Source organism: Rhizobium acidisoli (genome assembly GCF_002531755.2).
In the GTDB taxonomy this organism is placed as follows: domain Bacteria; phylum Pseudomonadota; class Alphaproteobacteria; order Rhizobiales; family Rhizobiaceae; genus Rhizobium; species Rhizobium acidisoli.
Genome location: NZ_CP035002.1, coordinates 380,507 through 395,747, shown reverse-complemented (window position 1 = coordinate 395,747; position 15,241 = coordinate 380,507). Strand labels below are relative to the sequence as shown.

The 15,241-nt window shown below is 62.9% G+C and carries 13 protein-coding genes; 2 read left to right on the top strand and 11 right to left on the bottom strand.

Annotated elements, in window-relative coordinates:
* Window positions 1–35: 35 nt before the first annotated feature.
* From CO657_RS34220 to bcoG, 9 genes are all read right to left on the bottom strand, one after another.
* Window positions 36–1,667, bottom strand: a complete 1,632-nt coding sequence (locus CO657_RS34220) for an ABC transporter ATP-binding protein (RefSeq protein ID WP_054183575.1) — start codon at window positions 1,665–1,667, stop codon at window positions 36–38.
* Window positions 1,660–2,487: an ABC transporter permease gene (locus CO657_RS34215; RefSeq protein WP_054183574.1), complete on the bottom strand. Its 828-nt coding sequence runs from the start codon at window positions 2,485–2,487 to the stop codon at window positions 1,660–1,662. Before CO657_RS34215 ends, CO657_RS34220 begins: the two co-directional genes overlap by 8 nt.
* Window positions 2,484–3,491: an ABC transporter permease gene (locus tag CO657_RS34210; RefSeq protein WP_054183573.1), complete on the bottom strand. Its 1,008-nt coding sequence runs from the start codon at window positions 3,489–3,491 to the stop codon at window positions 2,484–2,486. The genes CO657_RS34215 and CO657_RS34210 overlap by 4 nt, the downstream gene beginning before the upstream one ends.
* Window positions 3,492–3,580: 89 nt before the next feature.
* Window positions 3,581–5,170, bottom strand: a complete 1,590-nt coding sequence (locus CO657_RS34205; protein ID WP_054183572.1) for an ABC transporter substrate-binding protein — start codon at window positions 5,168–5,170, stop codon at window positions 3,581–3,583.
* A gap of 117 nt (window positions 5,171–5,287) precedes the next feature.
* Window positions 5,288–6,070: a carnitinyl-CoA dehydratase gene (locus CO657_RS34200; protein ID WP_054183571.1), complete on the bottom strand. Its 783-nt coding sequence runs from the start codon at window positions 6,068–6,070 to the stop codon at window positions 5,288–5,290.
* A gap of 6 nt (window positions 6,071–6,076) precedes the next feature.
* Window positions 6,077–8,131 carry an acetate--CoA ligase family protein gene (locus CO657_RS34195; protein WP_054183570.1) on the bottom strand — a complete coding sequence of 685 codons (2,055 nt, stop codon included), beginning with the start codon at window positions 8,129–8,131 and terminating at the stop codon, window positions 6,077–6,079.
* Window positions 8,132–8,135: 4 nt separating this feature from the next.
* Entirely contained in the window at window positions 8,136–9,296 is a 1,161-nt protein-coding gene (locus tag CO657_RS34190; protein WP_054183569.1) for an acyl-CoA dehydrogenase family protein, read from the bottom strand.
* Window positions 9,297–9,306: 10 nt separating this feature from the next.
* On the bottom strand, window positions 9,307–10,797 hold the full coding sequence (locus tag CO657_RS34185; RefSeq protein ID WP_054183568.1) for a carnitine 3-dehydrogenase: 1,491 nt from the start codon (window positions 10,795–10,797) through the stop codon (window positions 9,307–9,309).
* Window positions 10,798–10,804: 7 nt separating this feature from the next.
* Window positions 10,805–11,707 carry a 3-dehydrocarnitine:acetyl-CoA trimethylamine transferase BcoG gene (gene bcoG / locus CO657_RS34180; protein ID WP_054183567.1) on the bottom strand — a complete coding sequence of 301 codons (903 nt, stop codon included), beginning with the start codon at window positions 11,705–11,707 and terminating at the stop codon, window positions 10,805–10,807.
* Between the two features lie 99 nt (window positions 11,708–11,806).
* On the opposite strand from bcoG, the gene CO657_RS34175 reads away from it, so the two are divergent.
* Entirely contained in the window at window positions 11,807–12,796 is a 990-nt protein-coding gene (locus CO657_RS34175; RefSeq protein WP_054183566.1) for a GlxA family transcriptional regulator, read from the top strand.
* Here CO657_RS34175 and CO657_RS34170 read toward each other — a convergent pair.
* Entirely contained in the window at window positions 12,771–13,646 is an 876-nt protein-coding gene (locus tag CO657_RS34170; RefSeq protein ID WP_041672096.1) for a LysR substrate-binding domain-containing protein, read from the bottom strand. The genes CO657_RS34175 and CO657_RS34170 overlap by 26 nt on opposite strands.
* A gap of 112 nt (window positions 13,647–13,758) precedes the next feature.
* Between CO657_RS34170 and CO657_RS34165 the strand changes: the two genes are divergently transcribed.
* Window positions 13,759–14,664: a DMT family transporter gene (locus CO657_RS34165; protein WP_003591783.1), complete on the top strand. Its 906-nt coding sequence runs from the start codon at window positions 13,759–13,761 to the stop codon at window positions 14,662–14,664.
* Window positions 14,665–14,701: 37 nt separating this feature from the next.
* On the opposite strand, the gene CO657_RS34160 is transcribed toward CO657_RS34165, so the two are convergent.
* Window positions 14,702–15,136, bottom strand: a complete 435-nt coding sequence (locus CO657_RS34160) for a hypothetical protein (RefSeq protein WP_054183565.1) — start codon at window positions 15,134–15,136, stop codon at window positions 14,702–14,704.
* Between the last annotated feature and the right edge of the window lie 105 nt (window positions 15,137–15,241).

Here is a 15,241-nt window from a genome sequence, read left to right as displayed (position 1 = left end):
TCATATCCGGATGAGTGCCGAACGATTTCGCGCCTTCAATTCCCGGCGCTTGCCATCTTCCGCGTCGTCAGTACCCGTTCTAGCCAGCCAATTTCCATTTCCGGCACCGATTTCAACAGCAGATCGGTGTAATCATCGAAGGGTGGCGACAGTGCCGTCGATTTCGGCCCGAAGCGCACCAGCTTGCCGCGATGCATCACCGCCACGCTGTCGGCAATCGCCCGGACGATCGCGATGTCGTGCGTGATGAAGATATAGGACAGCTGTTCCTCCTGTTGCAGACGCAGCAGCAGCTTGAGGATGCCCTCGGCCACCAGCGGATCGAGCGCCGAAGTCGGCTCGTCGCAGAGGATGAGTTCCGGCTTGGCGGCAAGGGCCCTCGCGATCGCCACCCGCTGCTTCTGGCCGCCGGAGAGTTCGGCCGGGTAGCGGTCGATGAAGCCGTTGCCCATTTCGATCTGGTCGAGCAGTTCCTTCACTCTGGCCGTCTTCTCGGCACCTCTGAGGCCATAATAGAAGGTCAACGGCCGGCCGATGATGTCGCGCACCGTCTGCCTCGGGTTCATCGCCGTGTCGGCCATCTGATAGATCAGCTGGATACGCCTGAGGTCGTCGTTCGGCCGGTTCTTCAGATCGGGCACCAGTGGCTTGCCATCGAAGACGATGCGTCCGCTCCTCGGCGGCAACAGGCCGGTAATGGCGCGTGCCAGGCTCGATTTGCCGGAGCCGGATTCGCCGACGACGGCAAGCGTCTGCCCCTTTGGCACATGCAGCGAGACATCGTGCAGCACCTTGAAGCCGTTGGAATATTCGGCGCTGACATTCTCCACTTTGAGAAGTGCCGCGGACTGATCGGCGGCTTCTTCGCGATAGGCCTGCCTGACATTGACGAGAGCGCGGGTATAGGCCTCGCGCGGCGCCTCGATGATCTGCTGAACGCTGCCATACTCCACCTGCTTGCCATGGCGCAGAACCATGATGTCGTCGGAAATCTGGGCGACGACGGCAAGATCGTGGGTGATGTAGAGGGCAGCCGTATGGGTCTCCTCGATCGCATGTTTGATCGCCGCCAGCACGTCGATCTGCGTGGTGACGTCAAGGGCCGTGGTCGGCTCGTCGAAGACGATGAGCTCGGGGTTCGAGCAGAGCGCCATCGCCGTCATCGCACGCTGCAGCTGGCCGCCGGAGACCTGATGGGCGAAACGCTCGCCGAAGGTCTCGGGATTGGGCAGGCCGAGCACGCGGAACAGATAAAGCGCCCGTTTGCGCGCCTCCTCCCTGGTCATCAAGCCATGCTTGAGCGAGGCTTCGATCACCTGGTCGCCGAGCCTGTGCGCTGGATTGAAGGCGGCCGCCGCCGATTGCGCGACATAGCAGACCCGTGCGCCGCGGATTTTCCGGATGCCGTTCTTCCCCAGCGTCAGAATATCGGCGCCATCGAGCCGCACCTCGCCGCCGGTGATTTCGGCGCCGCCGCGGCCGTAGGCAAGCGCCGAGAGGCCGATCGTCGACTTGCCGGCGCCCGATTCTCCGATCAGGCCGAGAACCTTGCCCTTCTTGAGGTCGAAGGACACGCCGTCGACGATCGTCACCCGCTTGGGCGGCTCGCCCGGCGGATAGCTGGTCGCCTCGATCTTGAGATTGCGAACGGAAAGAAGCTCAGGCATCGCCACGCCCTCCCTTGAGGCTGGATGTGCGTTTCAGCAGCCAGTCGACGACGAGGTTGACGCAGACGGCGAGCACGGCGATCGCCGTGCCCGGCACCAATGCGGCTGAAATGCCGAAGATGATGCCGTCCTTGTTGTCCTTGACCATGCCGCCCCAGTCGGCCGCCGGCGGCTGAATGCCGAGGCCGAGGAAGGACAGCGTCGAGAGGAACAGGATCGAGAAGGCGAAGCGCAGGCCGAACTCGGCCAGCAGCGGCGACAGCGTGTTCGGCAGGATTTCGCGGAAGATGATCCAGAGCTTGCCTTCGCCGCGCAGCTTGGCCGCCTCGACGAATTCCATCACCGCGACGTCGAGCGCGACGGCGCGGCCGAGACGATAGACACGGGTAGAATCGAGGATCGCCACGACAAGAATCAGGACGATCATATTCTGCGGCAGGACTGCAAGCACCACCAGTGCGAAGATCAACGTCGGGATCGACATCATCAGATCGTTGAAGCGGGAAAAGACCGTGTCGACGAGGCCGCGCGAGACGGCCGCGGTGAAGCTCAGGATGATGCCGAGCGAGAAGGAGATGATGGTGGCGGCGGAGGCGACGAGCAGCGTCGTGCGCGCGCCATAGATCAGGCGCGAGAGGATGTCGCGGCCGAGATTGTCGAGGCCGAAGATATAGTGATCGTCCGGCAGCTGCCAGACGTCGCCTAGGACCTGCGTCTCCCCATAGGGAGCGATCCAGGGTGCGAAGAGCGCGAAGATGAAGGCCAGGGCAATGCCTGTTATGCCGATCCAGGCGGTGATGGGAATGTCTCTTGCTCTCATCGCGGATGCCTCAGCCTTGGATTGGCGACGATCGCGAGGATATCTGCGATCATGTTGAGGAAGATGTAGACGGCTGCGAAGATCAGGCCGCAGGCCTGCACCACAGGCATGTCGCGCACGGTGACCGCGTCGACCATATATTGCCCCATGCCGGGATAGACGAAGACGACTTCGACGACGACGACGCCGACAACGAGATAGGCAAGGTTCAATGCGACGACGTTGATGATCGGGGCCAGCGCATTGGGAGCAGCGTGCTTGACGATCGAGCGCAAGGCGCCAAGGCCCTTCAGCTCGGCGGTCTCCATATAGGCCGAAGACATGACCGAGAGGATCGCCGCCCGCGTCATGCGCATCATGTGCGCCAGCACGACGAGTACCAGGGTCGCGGTCGGCAGCGCAATCGCCTTCAACCGTTCGACGAAACCCATGCTGTCGTAGACTGTCGCCGGAAAGGTCGCCATGCCCAGCTTCACGGCGAAGAACAGGATCAGCAGATAGCCGATGAAGAATTCCGGCAGGGAGATCGCCGCAAGCGAAATCACATTGATGATCTTATCCGGCATGCGGTTGCGGAAATGCACCGAGAGCATGCCGAGGCCGACGGCGAGCGGCACTGAGATGACCGCCGCGAAACCCGCCAGAAAGAGCGAATTGCCGAGGCGCTTGCCGATCTGCTCACTCACCGAATTCTTGCTGGCCCAGGAGGTGCCGAAGTCACCCTGGACGGCGTTGCCGAGCCACTCGACGTAACGCGTCGTCACCGGCCGGTTCAGCCCGAGATCCTGACGGATATTGGCGACCGCCTGCGGTGTGGCCGACTGGCCGAGATAGGTGGTGGCGAAATCGCCGGGCAGCGCTTCCAGGCCGCCGAAAATCAGGATGGAAACAGCGAAAAGCAGGATGATGCTGAGCACGAAGCGCTCGAGGATGAGGGCAAGCAGCGGAAAACGCTGCCGCAACCTCAAGCCCGGCAAGATATTGCTCGGGGCAGGATTGGTCATGGCGAAGGCCTCTCGTAAAACGTCAGGAGGGACCGCAGGTTTCATCCCGCGGTCCCGGCTTCGTCGGAGATCGAAGGGCGTTGCGCCCCTCAGGCGTCCAGCCAGACGCGGGTTGCGACATAGCCGTTCGACATATCGTTGCCGATGTCGTGGACATAACCCTTCACCTGCTTGGTGGAGGCGTTTACGAAGTCGTTGAACATCGGCAGGATCACGCCGCCTTCATCGCGCACCATCATCGCCATGGCGCGATACATGTCCTTGCGCTTGGCTTCATCAAGCTCGGAGCGGGCCTGCAACAGCAGTTTGTCGAAGTCGGGACGCTTGAACTTGGTGTCGTTCCAGTCCGCCGTCGAGAGATAGGCGGTGGAATACATCTGGTCCTGCGTCGGCCGGCCGCCCCAGTATGAGGTCGAGAAGGGCTGGACGTTCCAGACGTTGGTCCAGTAGCCGTCGCCCGGCTCGCGCTTAACCTCGATCTCGATCCCAGCCTTCTTGCAGCTTTCCTGATAGAGCACGGCCGCATCGACGCCGCCGGGGAAAGCGACTTCAGAGGTGCGCAAGAGGACCGAGCCGCTATGGCCCGATTTCTTGTAATGGAAGGCGGCCTTATCGGGATCGTAGACACGCTGCTCGATGCCTTCGGGAAACAGCGCATAGGTGCTGTTGATCGGGAAGTCGTTGCCGACCTTGCCGTAACCGCCGAGGATCTTCTGCACCATGGTTTCGCGATCCATGGCGTATTTCAGCGCCAGGCGCAGGTCGTTATTGTCGAACGGCGCCTTGTCGCAATGCATGATGAAGACGTAGTGGCCTCGGCCGGCGGTCGAGAGGATCTCGACGTTCGGCGCGCGTTTCAACAGATTGACGGTCTTCGGATCGACGCGGTTGATATAGTGCACCTGGCCGGACGAAAGTGCGGCGATGCGCGCGGTCGCATCGTTCATGCCGATGACCTCGATCGAATCGACATAACCCCGGTCGCTGCGCCAGTCGTCCTTATTCTTTTCGAAGGTGGCCCGCACGCCCGCTTCGAAGCTCGTCAGCTTATAGGGGCCGGTGCCGATCGAGGCGAGGGGATCCTCGACACCACCATTCGGCTGGATGACCAGATGGTAGTCGGAAAGCAGCAGCGGCATATCGGCATTGCCTTCGCTGAGTGTCAGCACCAGGTTGCCGCCGTCGGCCTTGATCTCCTTGATCGAGCCGAGGACACCGAGCGCCCCGGATTCCGACTTTTTATCGGTGTGGCGCTTCAGCGTCGCGACGACGTCGTCGATCGTCAGTTCCTTGCCGTCGTGGAACTTGACGCCCTTGCGGATCTTGAAGGTCCAGGTCACCGCGTCTTTCGACGGCTCCCAGGATTCGGCGAGCGCCGGCACGGCGGCACCGGTCAGCGGGTCTGACTCAACCAGCATGTCGCCCCAGCAACGGCCGACGCAGAACATGAACTGCGACAGGAATTTCGCCGGGTCCTTGGAATCGGTGGCGGCACCGCCTTCGAGGCCAAGCTTCAGATGGCCGCCACGCTTCGGTTCGGCGGCCTCGGCGCGTTCGGTGAAGAGCTTGTCGGCGACGGCAAGTGTGATGCCCGCCGCCATGGCGCGTCCCATGAATTCGCGGCGGCTGAGCCCGCCCGCAGTGACGCGACTTGCAAGATATTTCGTATAGTCGTTCATTCCCCAGTTCCTTCTTTATGGTGCGTTGACAGAACTTCCGGGCAGGATCGCAGGCGGTTTCCTCTCCACCTCCGGTGCCCGCATCATGCGGGAAACATTGCGGTTGCTGCCGCCTGCTTATTGTCCTTTCCAAATGGGGTTGCGCTTTTCCGCGAAGGCGCGAGCGCCTTCCAATTGGTCTTCGCTCGAATAGAGGCGGTCGACGGTTGCAAACTGCCGTTTGGTGATCTTGTTCATGGCAGTCTGGAACGTCGAACCCTCCGCTTCGCGCACGATTTCCTTGATGGCCGCATAGACGAGCGGCGGCCCGCTTGCGAGCAGCCGGGCAAGCTCCCAGGCTCTCTCCATCAGCTGGCCGGCCGGCAGGACCTCGTTGACGAAGCCCCAGCGATGCGCCTCTTGAACATCGAGCCAGCGTCCCGTCAAAAGCATGTCCATGGCGATGTGATAGGGGATGCGCTTCGGCAGCTTGATCGACGCCGCATCGGCAACCGTGCCGGAGCGTATTTCCGGCAGTGCGAACGTCGCATGTTCGGCGGCGAGGATCAAATCGGCCGAAAGGGCGATCTCCAGTCCACCGCCGCAACAGATGCCGTTGACCGCACAAATGACCGGCTTGTTGAGGTCGCGCAATTCCTGCAGCCCGCCGAAGCCGCCGACACCGTAATCGCCGTCGACCGCATCGCCTGATGCGGCCGCCTTCAGGTCCCATCCGGCGCAAAAGAACTTCTCACCGGCGCCCGAGACCACGGCGACGCGCAATTCAGGATCGTCGCGGAAATCCCGGAAGATCAGTCCCAGCGCACGGCTGGTCGCAAGGTCGATGGCGTTCGCCTTCGGCCGGTCGATGACGACTTCGAGCACTGCGCCGTCATGTCGTGTGCGAATGTGGTCGCTCAACCTATGCTACCTCCTCCGTCGTATGAGGGCATCGACTGCGGCAACACCGCGCCCTTCGCGAAGAACCATCAACGGATTAATGTCCAGTTCCTCCAGGCATGCCGCGTTCTTTACGACATAATCCGCCGCTGCTGCGATAGCGGCGACCACGGCGTCGAGATCGCCTTTTGGCCGCCCGCGATAGCCATAGATCAATTTTGCCAGTTTGAGGCGCAAAATCGCCGCGTGAATTTCGGTTTTGGTGGCCGGAAGCGGCAAGATGACGGAATCCTCAAGCAATTCGACGAAGATTCCGCCCGCTCCCAAGGTGAGCGACAAACCGAAGACCGGATCGCGAATGGCGCCGACGATGAGCTCGGCGACCGGCGGATCGATCATCTTCTCGACGAGATAACCGGCATTCGACGGCATTGCCGTCGCGGCGGTCGAGACGGCCTGACTATTCCTGAGGTTGAGCGCAACGGCGCCGGCTTCGGTCTTGTGCGCAATGCCGAGACCTTTCAGCACGACCGGAAAACCGAGCCGTTCGGCCTGCTCGGCGGCCTCATGGGGAGAAAAAGCCTGCAGCCCCCAGGGAACGGGGAGGCCGCAGGCAGCAAGCTCCGTCTTCGCATCAGCTTCTGTCAGCGTCTCGATCTCACCGTCCATGGACGGCACGTCGAGCAGCGGCAGGGGAGGCGGGGCTTGCCAAGCTTGGCCGATGCCGGCTGCGACCTCCGCTGCAACGATGGCTTCGTCGATGCCCGAGAAGGCGACGATGCCATTGGCCATCAGCCGATCGGCGACAGGTTCGGGCATATTCTCCGGAAGCGTCGCGAGAAGGCCGGCCAGCGCACCGGTGGCAGAGGCGGCAGTGATGACCGCATCTGCCGTCATTGCCCATTCGGACGCATCGCAGCGGTCGCACCGCGGGAAGTCGAGGACGACCAAATTGAGGGCATAACCGCCTTTGAACATGGCGCTGAAGGCTTCGGTCTGGCGGGCGAAATCACCCCACACGAAAGTGTGGTAGTCGAGCGGATTGGAGAGCGTCACCATCTCGCCGAGAACCCGCCGCAGGCGCGGCAATTGCTGCGGCTGCAGCGCCGGGAATTCGATATTGCGGCCGATGGCGGCATCCGCCATCAGCGAAGCTTCGCCACCCGAGCAGCTCATCGACGAAATCGACCGGCCTGGCAGGGGGCCGGCGACATGCAGCAGCTTCAGGGTTTCGAGCAATGCCGGCAGGCTCTGGACACGGCCGATGCCGAGGCGGGCAAGCACGGCATCCGCCACCACATCGCTGCCGGCGAGCGAAGCGGTGTGCGACACCGCAGCCTGCTTTGCCTGCTCGGATCTGCCGACCTTCAGCACGACCACCGGCTTCTTGGACTGCCGGGCAATGGCGGCAAGGCGTTCGAGACCGGAGACATCGCCGAAACCTTCGACATGAAGGCCGACCGCGGTGACACGCGGATCCTCGATCAACGCGCAGGCGACGTCGGCAAGCGATGTCTGCGCCTGGTTGCCGGCCGTGACCACATAGGCGATCGGCAGCCCGCGGGTCTGCATGGTCAGGTTGATGGCGATATTGGAAGACTGTGTGAGGATCGCCACGCCGCATTCGATGCGCTTCATGCCGTGCTGATCGGGCCAGAGCAGCGCGCCGTCGAGACCGTTGATCAGCCCGTAGCAATTGGGCCCAAGGATCGGCATGTTGCCGGCCGCCGAAAGCAGCGCCTGCTGCAGGTCGGCGCCATCGGCAAGTTCCGCCGTCGCCTCGCTGAAGCCCGATGCATAACAGACCGCGCCGCCGGCTCCGGCCGCAGAAAGGCTGCGCACGATCTCGACGGTGAGCGTCCTGTTGACGCCGACGAAGGCGGCGTCCGGAGCCGAAGGCAGATCGGCGACCGAGCGATAACACGGCCGTCCGAGCACCTCGTCGAGTTTGGGATGGACGGGCCAGATCTTGCCTGAGAAGCCCATGCGGTCGCACTGCTCGATTACCCGGCGCGCCTCGCGACCGCCGAAGACGGCGATCGTTTGCGGTCTGAGCAGGCGGTCGAGTGGGCGGGATCTCATCGGCTCACGCTCCCAAGGGCCGAAGCAGGTCGCGGCTGATGATATGCCGCTGGATTTCCGACGTGCCGTCCCAGATGCGCTCGACGCGGGCATCGCGCCAGAAGCGGGCAAGCGGCAGGTCGTCCATCAGGCCCATGCCGCCGAAGATTTGGATCGCCTCATCCGTCACGCGGGCGAGCATTTCGGAGGCGTAGAGCTTGGCCGAAGCGATCTGCCGGTCTGCCGGAAGGCCGGCATCGAGCCGCCAGGCGGCTGACAGTGTCAGCCACTCGGCCGCGTCGATCTCGGTGATCATGTCGGCAAGCTTGAACGAGACACCCTGATTGGCGCCAATCGGCTTGCCGAACTGCTTGCGCTCGGCGGCATAGGGCAGGGCCATTTCGAAGACGCGCCGCGCCCGGCCGACGCAGGTGGCGGCAACCGTCAACCGTGTGCCGTAGAGCCATTGATTGGCGATATCGAAGCCGCGATGCACTTCGCCCAGCACCTGGGCTTCGGGGATCCGGCAATCGGTAAAACTAAGCGTGCAGTTGTGGTAACCCCGATGCGAAACGGAATCATAGCCTTTCAGGATCTCGAAGCCCGGCGTGCCGCGATCGACGAGGAAGGCGGTGATCTTCTTCTTGATCCCCTTCGGCGTTTCCTCCTCACCCGTCGCGGCAAACACGATGACGAAATCGGCGACATCGGCATGGGATATGAAGTGTTTCGTGCCGTTCAGCACGAAGTCGCCGCCGTCGCGGCGGGCAGCACATTTCATGCCGCGCATATCGGAACCGGCATCCGGCTCGGTGATGGCGAGCGCGTCGATCTTGTCGCCGCGCACTGCCGGCAGCAGATAACGCTCGCGCTGCTCACCCTCGCAGGCCATCAGGATGCCGGAGGGACGGCCGAAAAAAACCGTCAGCCCGAGAGAACCGCGACCGAGCTCCCGCTCGACCAGCGTGAAGGTGGCATGGTCGAGGCCGGCGCAGCCAATCTCCTCTGGGAAATTGCAAGCGTAGAAGCCGAGATCGATGCATTTGCGCTGGATCTCGCGGCCAAGTTCCGGAGGGACGATGCCGGTCCGCTCGACCTCGTTCTCATGCGGATAGATCTCGGTCTCGACGAAGGCGCGAACCGTCTCGACGATCATTTCCTGTTCCTGGCTGAGACCGAAATCCATGCCCTATCTCCTAGCGTTTCTGGCCGACGGAACGGCCAGCACCTTCGGGCAGCGCCAACGCCGCATGGGCGCTGGCGATCGCCTTGACCTTGTCGAGCACGGCGGCCGGCGCCGGCGCGGCCTTGCCCACCTTGCTGTCGACATGCAGCATCATCTGCTCGGCGGTTGCGAGAGCTTCGCCCGTCGCCGTGTCGTAGAGGGTATGGAAGAGATGCAGCCGCTTTTCGTCGACCGACAGGATTCGGCAGGTCGAATGGATCGCCTGGCCGAGCTTTGCCTCGCCGAGATGGCGGATGTGGCTTTCCACCGTATAATAGCTCTGCCCCGCCTCGACATAGGCGAGATCGACGCCGATCAAGCGCAGCAATGCATCCGATGTATCGCCGAAGACTTGCAGGTAGCGGTGCTCGGTCATATGGCCGTTATAGTCGACCCAGGCGGGGCTGACCTTCGTCTCGACGAGCCTCAGCGGCTTCGACGGGTCGAACGACTTCGTCGCGCCGCCGCCGTCTGCCCAGAGCGATTGCTCGAAATCCTTCAGCAGCTTGCCGGCGCCCCAGCCCTTGCCGCCGTCGCCGCCCTTCAGCGCCTGCAGGATGCCGACGAGGTTTTCGTCGCGGATGCGTTCGAGCGCGCGGATCGAAAGGCCGCCCGCCTGCTCGTCGGACTGCTCGCCGATCTTTTCGATCAGAGCGTCGTCGAGATCGACGACATCGGTGAGCTTGGTCCAGGGCCAGGCAAGGCAGGGACCGAACTGGGCGAGGAAGTGACGCATCCCGGCTTCGCCGCCGGCGATACGGTAGGTCTGGAACAGGCCCATCTGCGCCCAGCGCAGGCCGAAGGAGTAGCGGATGACATCATCGAGCGTCTCGACGGTGCAGATATCGTCATGGATGAGCCACAGGGCCTCGCGCCAGAGCGCTTCGAGCAGCCGGTCGCCGACGAAGGCTTCGATCTCCTTGGCGATGTGGACGCCCTTCATGCCGATCGGCGGCAGTCTTTCCATCGCCGCCTGGATGGTCGCCGGCGAGGTCTTTGCGCCGCCGACGATTTCGACCAGCGGCAGCAGATAGACGGGATTATAAGGGTGGGCGACGAACAGGCGTTCGGGATGCGTCATGTCGCGCTGCAGATCGGTCGGCAGCAACCCCGACGTGGACGAGCCGATCAGCGCATCCGGGCGGGCCGCGGCGTCGATCTCGGTCAGCACGCGGCGCTTGAGGTCGAGCCTCTCCGGCACGCTTTCCTGGATCCAGTCGGCGTCAGCGACGGCTTCCGCGAGCGTCGGGCAGAAGCGCAGCCTGCCTCGCGGCGGCAGCGGTGCGCCGGTCAGCATGGCATAGGCTTTTTCGGCGTTGGCGATCACCTCGCCGACGATGCGGCCTGCTTCCGGATGCGGGTCGAACACATCGACGTCGATGCCGGCCAGCAGGAAACGGGCAATCCATCCGCCGCCAATGACGCCGCCGCCGATACAGGCCGCCTTGCTGATCTTGGTCATGATATCCTCAGCGTTTCGTCAGCTTCAGCTTGTTGCGCACATCTTCCGGTCCGATGATGCGCGCACCCATGCCCTCGACCACCTGCACCGCCTTTTCGACGAGCTGCGCATTGGTGGCGAGCTGGCCTTTGCCGACGAAGAGGTTGTCTTCAAGGCCGACGCGCACATTGCCGCCGGCCAGAACCGCCGCGGCCGGATAGGCCATGGCGTTGCGGCCGATCGAAAAGGCCGAAAAGGTCCAGCTCTGAGGCAGGTTGTTGACCATCGCCATGAAGGTGTTGAGGTCGTCGGGCGCGCCCCATGGAATGCCCATGCAGAGCTGGATCAGCACCGGGTCTTCGATCAGGCCTTCCTCGGCGAGCTGCTTGGCGAACCAGAGATGGCCGGTATCGAAGGCCTCGATCTCCGGCCGCACGCCGAGATCGGTCATCTTCCTCGCCATGGCCCGCAGCATGGCCGGCGTGTTGGTCATGACATAGTCGCCGAGGTTGAAGTTCATCGTGCCGCAGTCGAGCGTGCAGATCTCGGGCAGGCATTCGGCGACATGGCTGACCCGCTCGCTGGCGCCCGCCATGTCGGTGCCTGTCGGATTGAGGGGAAGGGGGCTTTCGACATTGCCGAAGACCAGGTCCCCGCCCATGCCGGCGGTGAGATTGAGGACGACGTCGATATCGGCCGAGCGGATGCGCTCGGTGACTTCCCTGTAGAGATCGTTGCGGCGGCTGGCAGCCCCCGTTTCCGGATCGCGGACATGGCAGTGAACAACGGCCGCCCCAGCCTTGGCGGCGTCAACCGCGGAATCCGCGATCTGCTTGGGAGTGATGGGAACATGGCTGGATTTGGAAACCGTATCGCCGGCGCCGGTGACGGCGCAGGTGATGAAGACATCGCGGTTCATCGCAAGAGGCATGATTTTGTTCTCCCCGTCTTGTCAGCCATTACGCGGCAGGATCGGCTGAGATGCTTTGCATTCTCGGAAGCTATCGATACATTATCGGAACAAGAGGAGATGACCTTGCTGCAGCGATCAACGGAACGGCTCGATATCGACCTTCTTGTCTTGCCGGAGACCAACCTGATCCTGATCGCGTCGGTCATCGAGCCGCTGCGCGGCGCCAACCGCATCGCCGGCAGCGAACTCTATCGCTGGCGGCTGTTGACGCCGGACGGCGCGCCGGTGCCGACCACCAGCGCGATCGCCATCCCGGCCGAGGGCACCTTCCGGGCGACGACCGAGGAGACGCCGCTTTTCGTGCTGGCCAGTTACAACTGGCGCCGCAGCGCGACGCCGGCGCTGAAGATGCAGCTCTCGCAGGCGGCCCGTCACCGCACGATCATTGCCGGCATCGAGTCCGGCACATGGCTGCTGGCCGAGGCAAGCCTGCTCGACGGACTGCCGGCGACCGTCCACTGGGAGGATTACGAGGATTTTGCGCTGGCCTATCCCGAGGTCAGAGCCGTCAAGGACCGCTTCGTCATCGACGGCAAGCGGCTGACGACATCAGGTTCACTGCCGACCGTCGACCTGATGCTGGAGGTGATCCGGCAGCGGCAGGGTTATTCGCTGGCGCTCGAGGTCAGCCGGCTGTTTCGTTACGAGCAGCCTTCCTTCCATGTCGACGAACCGCTGTCTGCGGGACTGCGTATGCATGATCCCCGCGTGACACAGGCGGTGCGGTTGATGGAGGAACATATCGAGCAGCCGCTGATTCTCACGCGGCTCGCCCGCAGGATAGGCATCAGCGCCCGGCATCTGCAGGATCTTTTCCAGCAGAGCATCGGCGCGCCGCCGCATGTGCATTATCTGGCGCTGCGGCTGAATGCGGCGCGCCGCAAGGTGATCGAAACGACAGCCTCCTTCGCCGACATCGCGGCGGCGACCGGTTTCAATTCGGCCTCGGCCTTTGCGAGAAGCTACCGGGCGAGTTTTTCCGAGAGCGCATCCGAAACCCGGCGCCGCCTGCGCCGCCGCATCACGCCATCGCCGGCGCCGCCATAGGCTGGAAGGCCTCGCGCACCATTTCGGCGAGTTCCCGAACGGCCTCGCTGGAACGGAAAGTGCTCCGGCGAAGCACGACCTTCGAGGAATCGACCGGTGGAAAGCCGTCTTCGGCGGTCAGTTCCCGGCAGCCGGGCGGGATGCTGCTGCGGGAGAGCGTGGTGACGGCAAGGCCTGCAGTCACCGCGTTCTTCAGCCCCGAGCCGGTATCGGCGATGAAGGCGATCCGGTAGCTGCGGCCGATCTGTTCCAGCGAGCGGAGCGCAAAATCGCGTGACCAGGTGGAATTGCGATAGGTCGCAACGGGCAGCGGATCGATGTCGTGCAGCCGATGGACCATCGATGTCACCCAGACTGTGGGATCGATGCACAGGACCTCCCCCTTGTTCTGATCGCTCCAGTCGAAAACGACGGCGAGATCGAGTTCGTCCCGTTCCAAGGCGGCGAGGTTGCGGACCGTATAGTCGCAGGACACCGTGACCTCGACCGCCGGATGGCGCACGGCGAAAGCCGCCAGGGCTGCAGGCAGCACCGTCTGGCTGTATTCCTCGGGAATCCCGATCCGCACCGGCCCGTCGAGTGGCTTGCTGCGGATCGTCGCGGCGGCCTCGTTTAGAAGATCGATCACCCTGCGGGCATAGGGCACCAGCTGGATGCCCTGGCGGGTCAGCAGCACGCCGCGGGCGCCGCGCTCGAAAAGGATCTCGCCGATCGCCGCCTCGAGCCTCTTGATCTGGGTGCTGACGGCGGACTGCGTCCGCCCGATGCGTTGGGCAGCCGCGGAGAAATTCGACGTCTCGGCGACGACCAGGAAGGTCCTCAGAAGGTCGCTCTCGATTGGTTCATGCATGAGACAGCCATAGAAAAAATCGATAAGAGCTATCTCTACTATTCGTTTGTCTTATGTCAATTGCTGGCGCAGAAATGAGCGGCGTTCGACTTCCTTCTTTGAGACCATCTGCGTGACCATTGAAAATCCGACCACGCGCCTCGCAGGCAGCGAGCACGAGAAGGGTGTGCTTCTCATCGTTGCCGCGACGCTCGCCTGGAGTGCGAGCGGCGTTTACTCGCGGCTGCTGACGACCGACGTATGGACGGCGATCGCCTGGCGGTCGTTGTTCGGAGGCCTGTTCCTGCTGATCCCCTGCCTTTTCCTCGAAGGGGGCATCTCGCGGCGGCAATGGCGTTCCGTCTTCCATCCCTCCGGTCTTGCGATGATCGCATGCCAGACCTTCAGTCAGGGATGCTTCATCGGGGCGCTCTACATGACCACCGTCGCCAATGTGACGATGATCTATGCAACGACGCCCTTCATTGCGGCGCTATTCGGCTGGCTTATCCTCAAAGAGAGGGTCGCCAGGCGGACGCTGATCGCCGGCGCCGTATCCCTCTTCGGCGTCGGCGTCATCGTCGCCTCGTCGATCGGCGGCGGCACCGGCTGGGGAGACCTCTTAGCGCTCGGCATGACCGCGTCCTTCGCGCTGGTCATCATCATTCCGCGCATCAATCCCGGCGTGCCGAGCCTGCCGCCAACTGTCGTCAGCGCTTTCCTGACCCTCGTCATCTTCGCGCCGTTCGGTTCGGTCGGCTCGCTCGACCTGCACAACTGGATCGTTCTTGCCGCCTTCGGCGCCACCAATTTTTCGCTGGCGCTGGTGCTCTTCCTCGCCGGCGCAAAGCGGATGCCGCCGGCAGAAGCGGCGCTGATCGGCACGATGGAAATCGTGCTGACGCCCTTCTGGGTCTGGCTGCTGTTTTCCGAGCAGCCGCCGGTCGCCACCTATTTCGGCGGCGCGGTCATCCTCGGGGCGGTGTTCTGGCACACGGCAATCGACGTCAGCCGCAGCCAGCGGTCACGCGACCGCTAGAGCCGGCTTTACAGCGTCATGTAGTCTTTAGCCTCGATTAGCCGAAGAACGCACGAAGCTGAGCGAAAAATCCGCTTGGTTTGGGATCTGCCATCTTGCGCACGCGGCGAGCGACCGTTGCGGCGCTAACGCGTTCACCAAAATGACAGAAGCAGACAAGCTCGTGCAATTCCCCGTCGCTGAGTTCGAAGAACCGTTTGGCTTCTCCGTAACTATCATCTTCCATTCCTGCTGCCCGCAGAATGGGATCAGCGAATGCGACCGAGATCGGCGTGTCGTCATCCCGCATGGCAATGCGATCTGCGATCGGCTGATATTCTGTTTCGTGAAGCGTCTTAAGAAACGGTCTAGGGCTGCGTTCGAGACTTTCGGCCCACCGTAGAATCCGTTCGCGCCGCGTTAGTTCAAGGCGCTTGCAGGTCGTGCTGACCTTCGCAATCGTTTTCAACTGCTCCAGTGCATACTGTTCCATTTCGGCCTCCTATCTCCGAGAAAAATAGATGGTCCGCTCCCAAAAATAGCGTGGCTCAGGTCGCAGCCGATGTCCAATCACGATTGGCAACGGCATCCGCCGCTG

Excerpts from the sequence above, each read along its gene's own strand:
- CO657_RS34190 (WP_054183569.1), bottom strand. The coding sequence starts at position 9,296 with ATGGATTTCGGTCTCAGCCAGGAACAGGAAATGATCGTCGAGACGGTT.
- CO657_RS34205 (WP_054183572.1), bottom strand. The coding sequence starts at position 5,170 with ATGAACGACTATACGAAATATCTTGCAAGTCGCGTCACTGCGGGCGGG.
- CO657_RS34160 (WP_054183565.1), bottom strand. The coding sequence starts at position 15,136 with ATGGAACAGTATGCACTGGAGCAGTTGAAAACGATTGCGAAGGTCAGC.
- CO657_RS34215 (WP_054183574.1), bottom strand. The coding sequence starts at position 2,487 with ATGAGAGCAAGAGACATTCCCATCACCGCCTGGATCGGCATAACAGGC.
- CO657_RS34170 (WP_041672096.1), bottom strand. The coding sequence starts at position 13,646 with ATGCATGAACCAATCGAGAGCGACCTTCTGAGGACCTTCCTGGTCGTC.
- CO657_RS34185 (WP_054183568.1), bottom strand. The coding sequence starts at position 10,797 with ATGACCAAGATCAGCAAGGCGGCCTGTATCGGCGGCGGCGTCATTGGC.
- CO657_RS34195 (WP_054183570.1), bottom strand. The coding sequence starts at position 8,131 with ATGAGATCCCGCCCACTCGACCGCCTGCTCAGACCGCAAACGATCGCC.
- bcoG (WP_054183567.1), bottom strand. The coding sequence starts at position 11,707 with ATGCCTCTTGCGATGAACCGCGATGTCTTCATCACCTGCGCCGTCACC.
- CO657_RS34175 (WP_054183566.1), top strand. The coding sequence starts at position 11,807 with ATGACCTTGCTGCAGCGATCAACGGAACGGCTCGATATCGACCTTCTT.
- CO657_RS34210 (WP_054183573.1), bottom strand. The coding sequence starts at position 3,491 with ATGACCAATCCTGCCCCGAGCAATATCTTGCCGGGCTTGAGGTTGCGG.
- CO657_RS34220 (WP_054183575.1), bottom strand. The coding sequence starts at position 1,667 with ATGCCTGAGCTTCTTTCCGTTCGCAATCTCAAGATCGAGGCGACCAGC.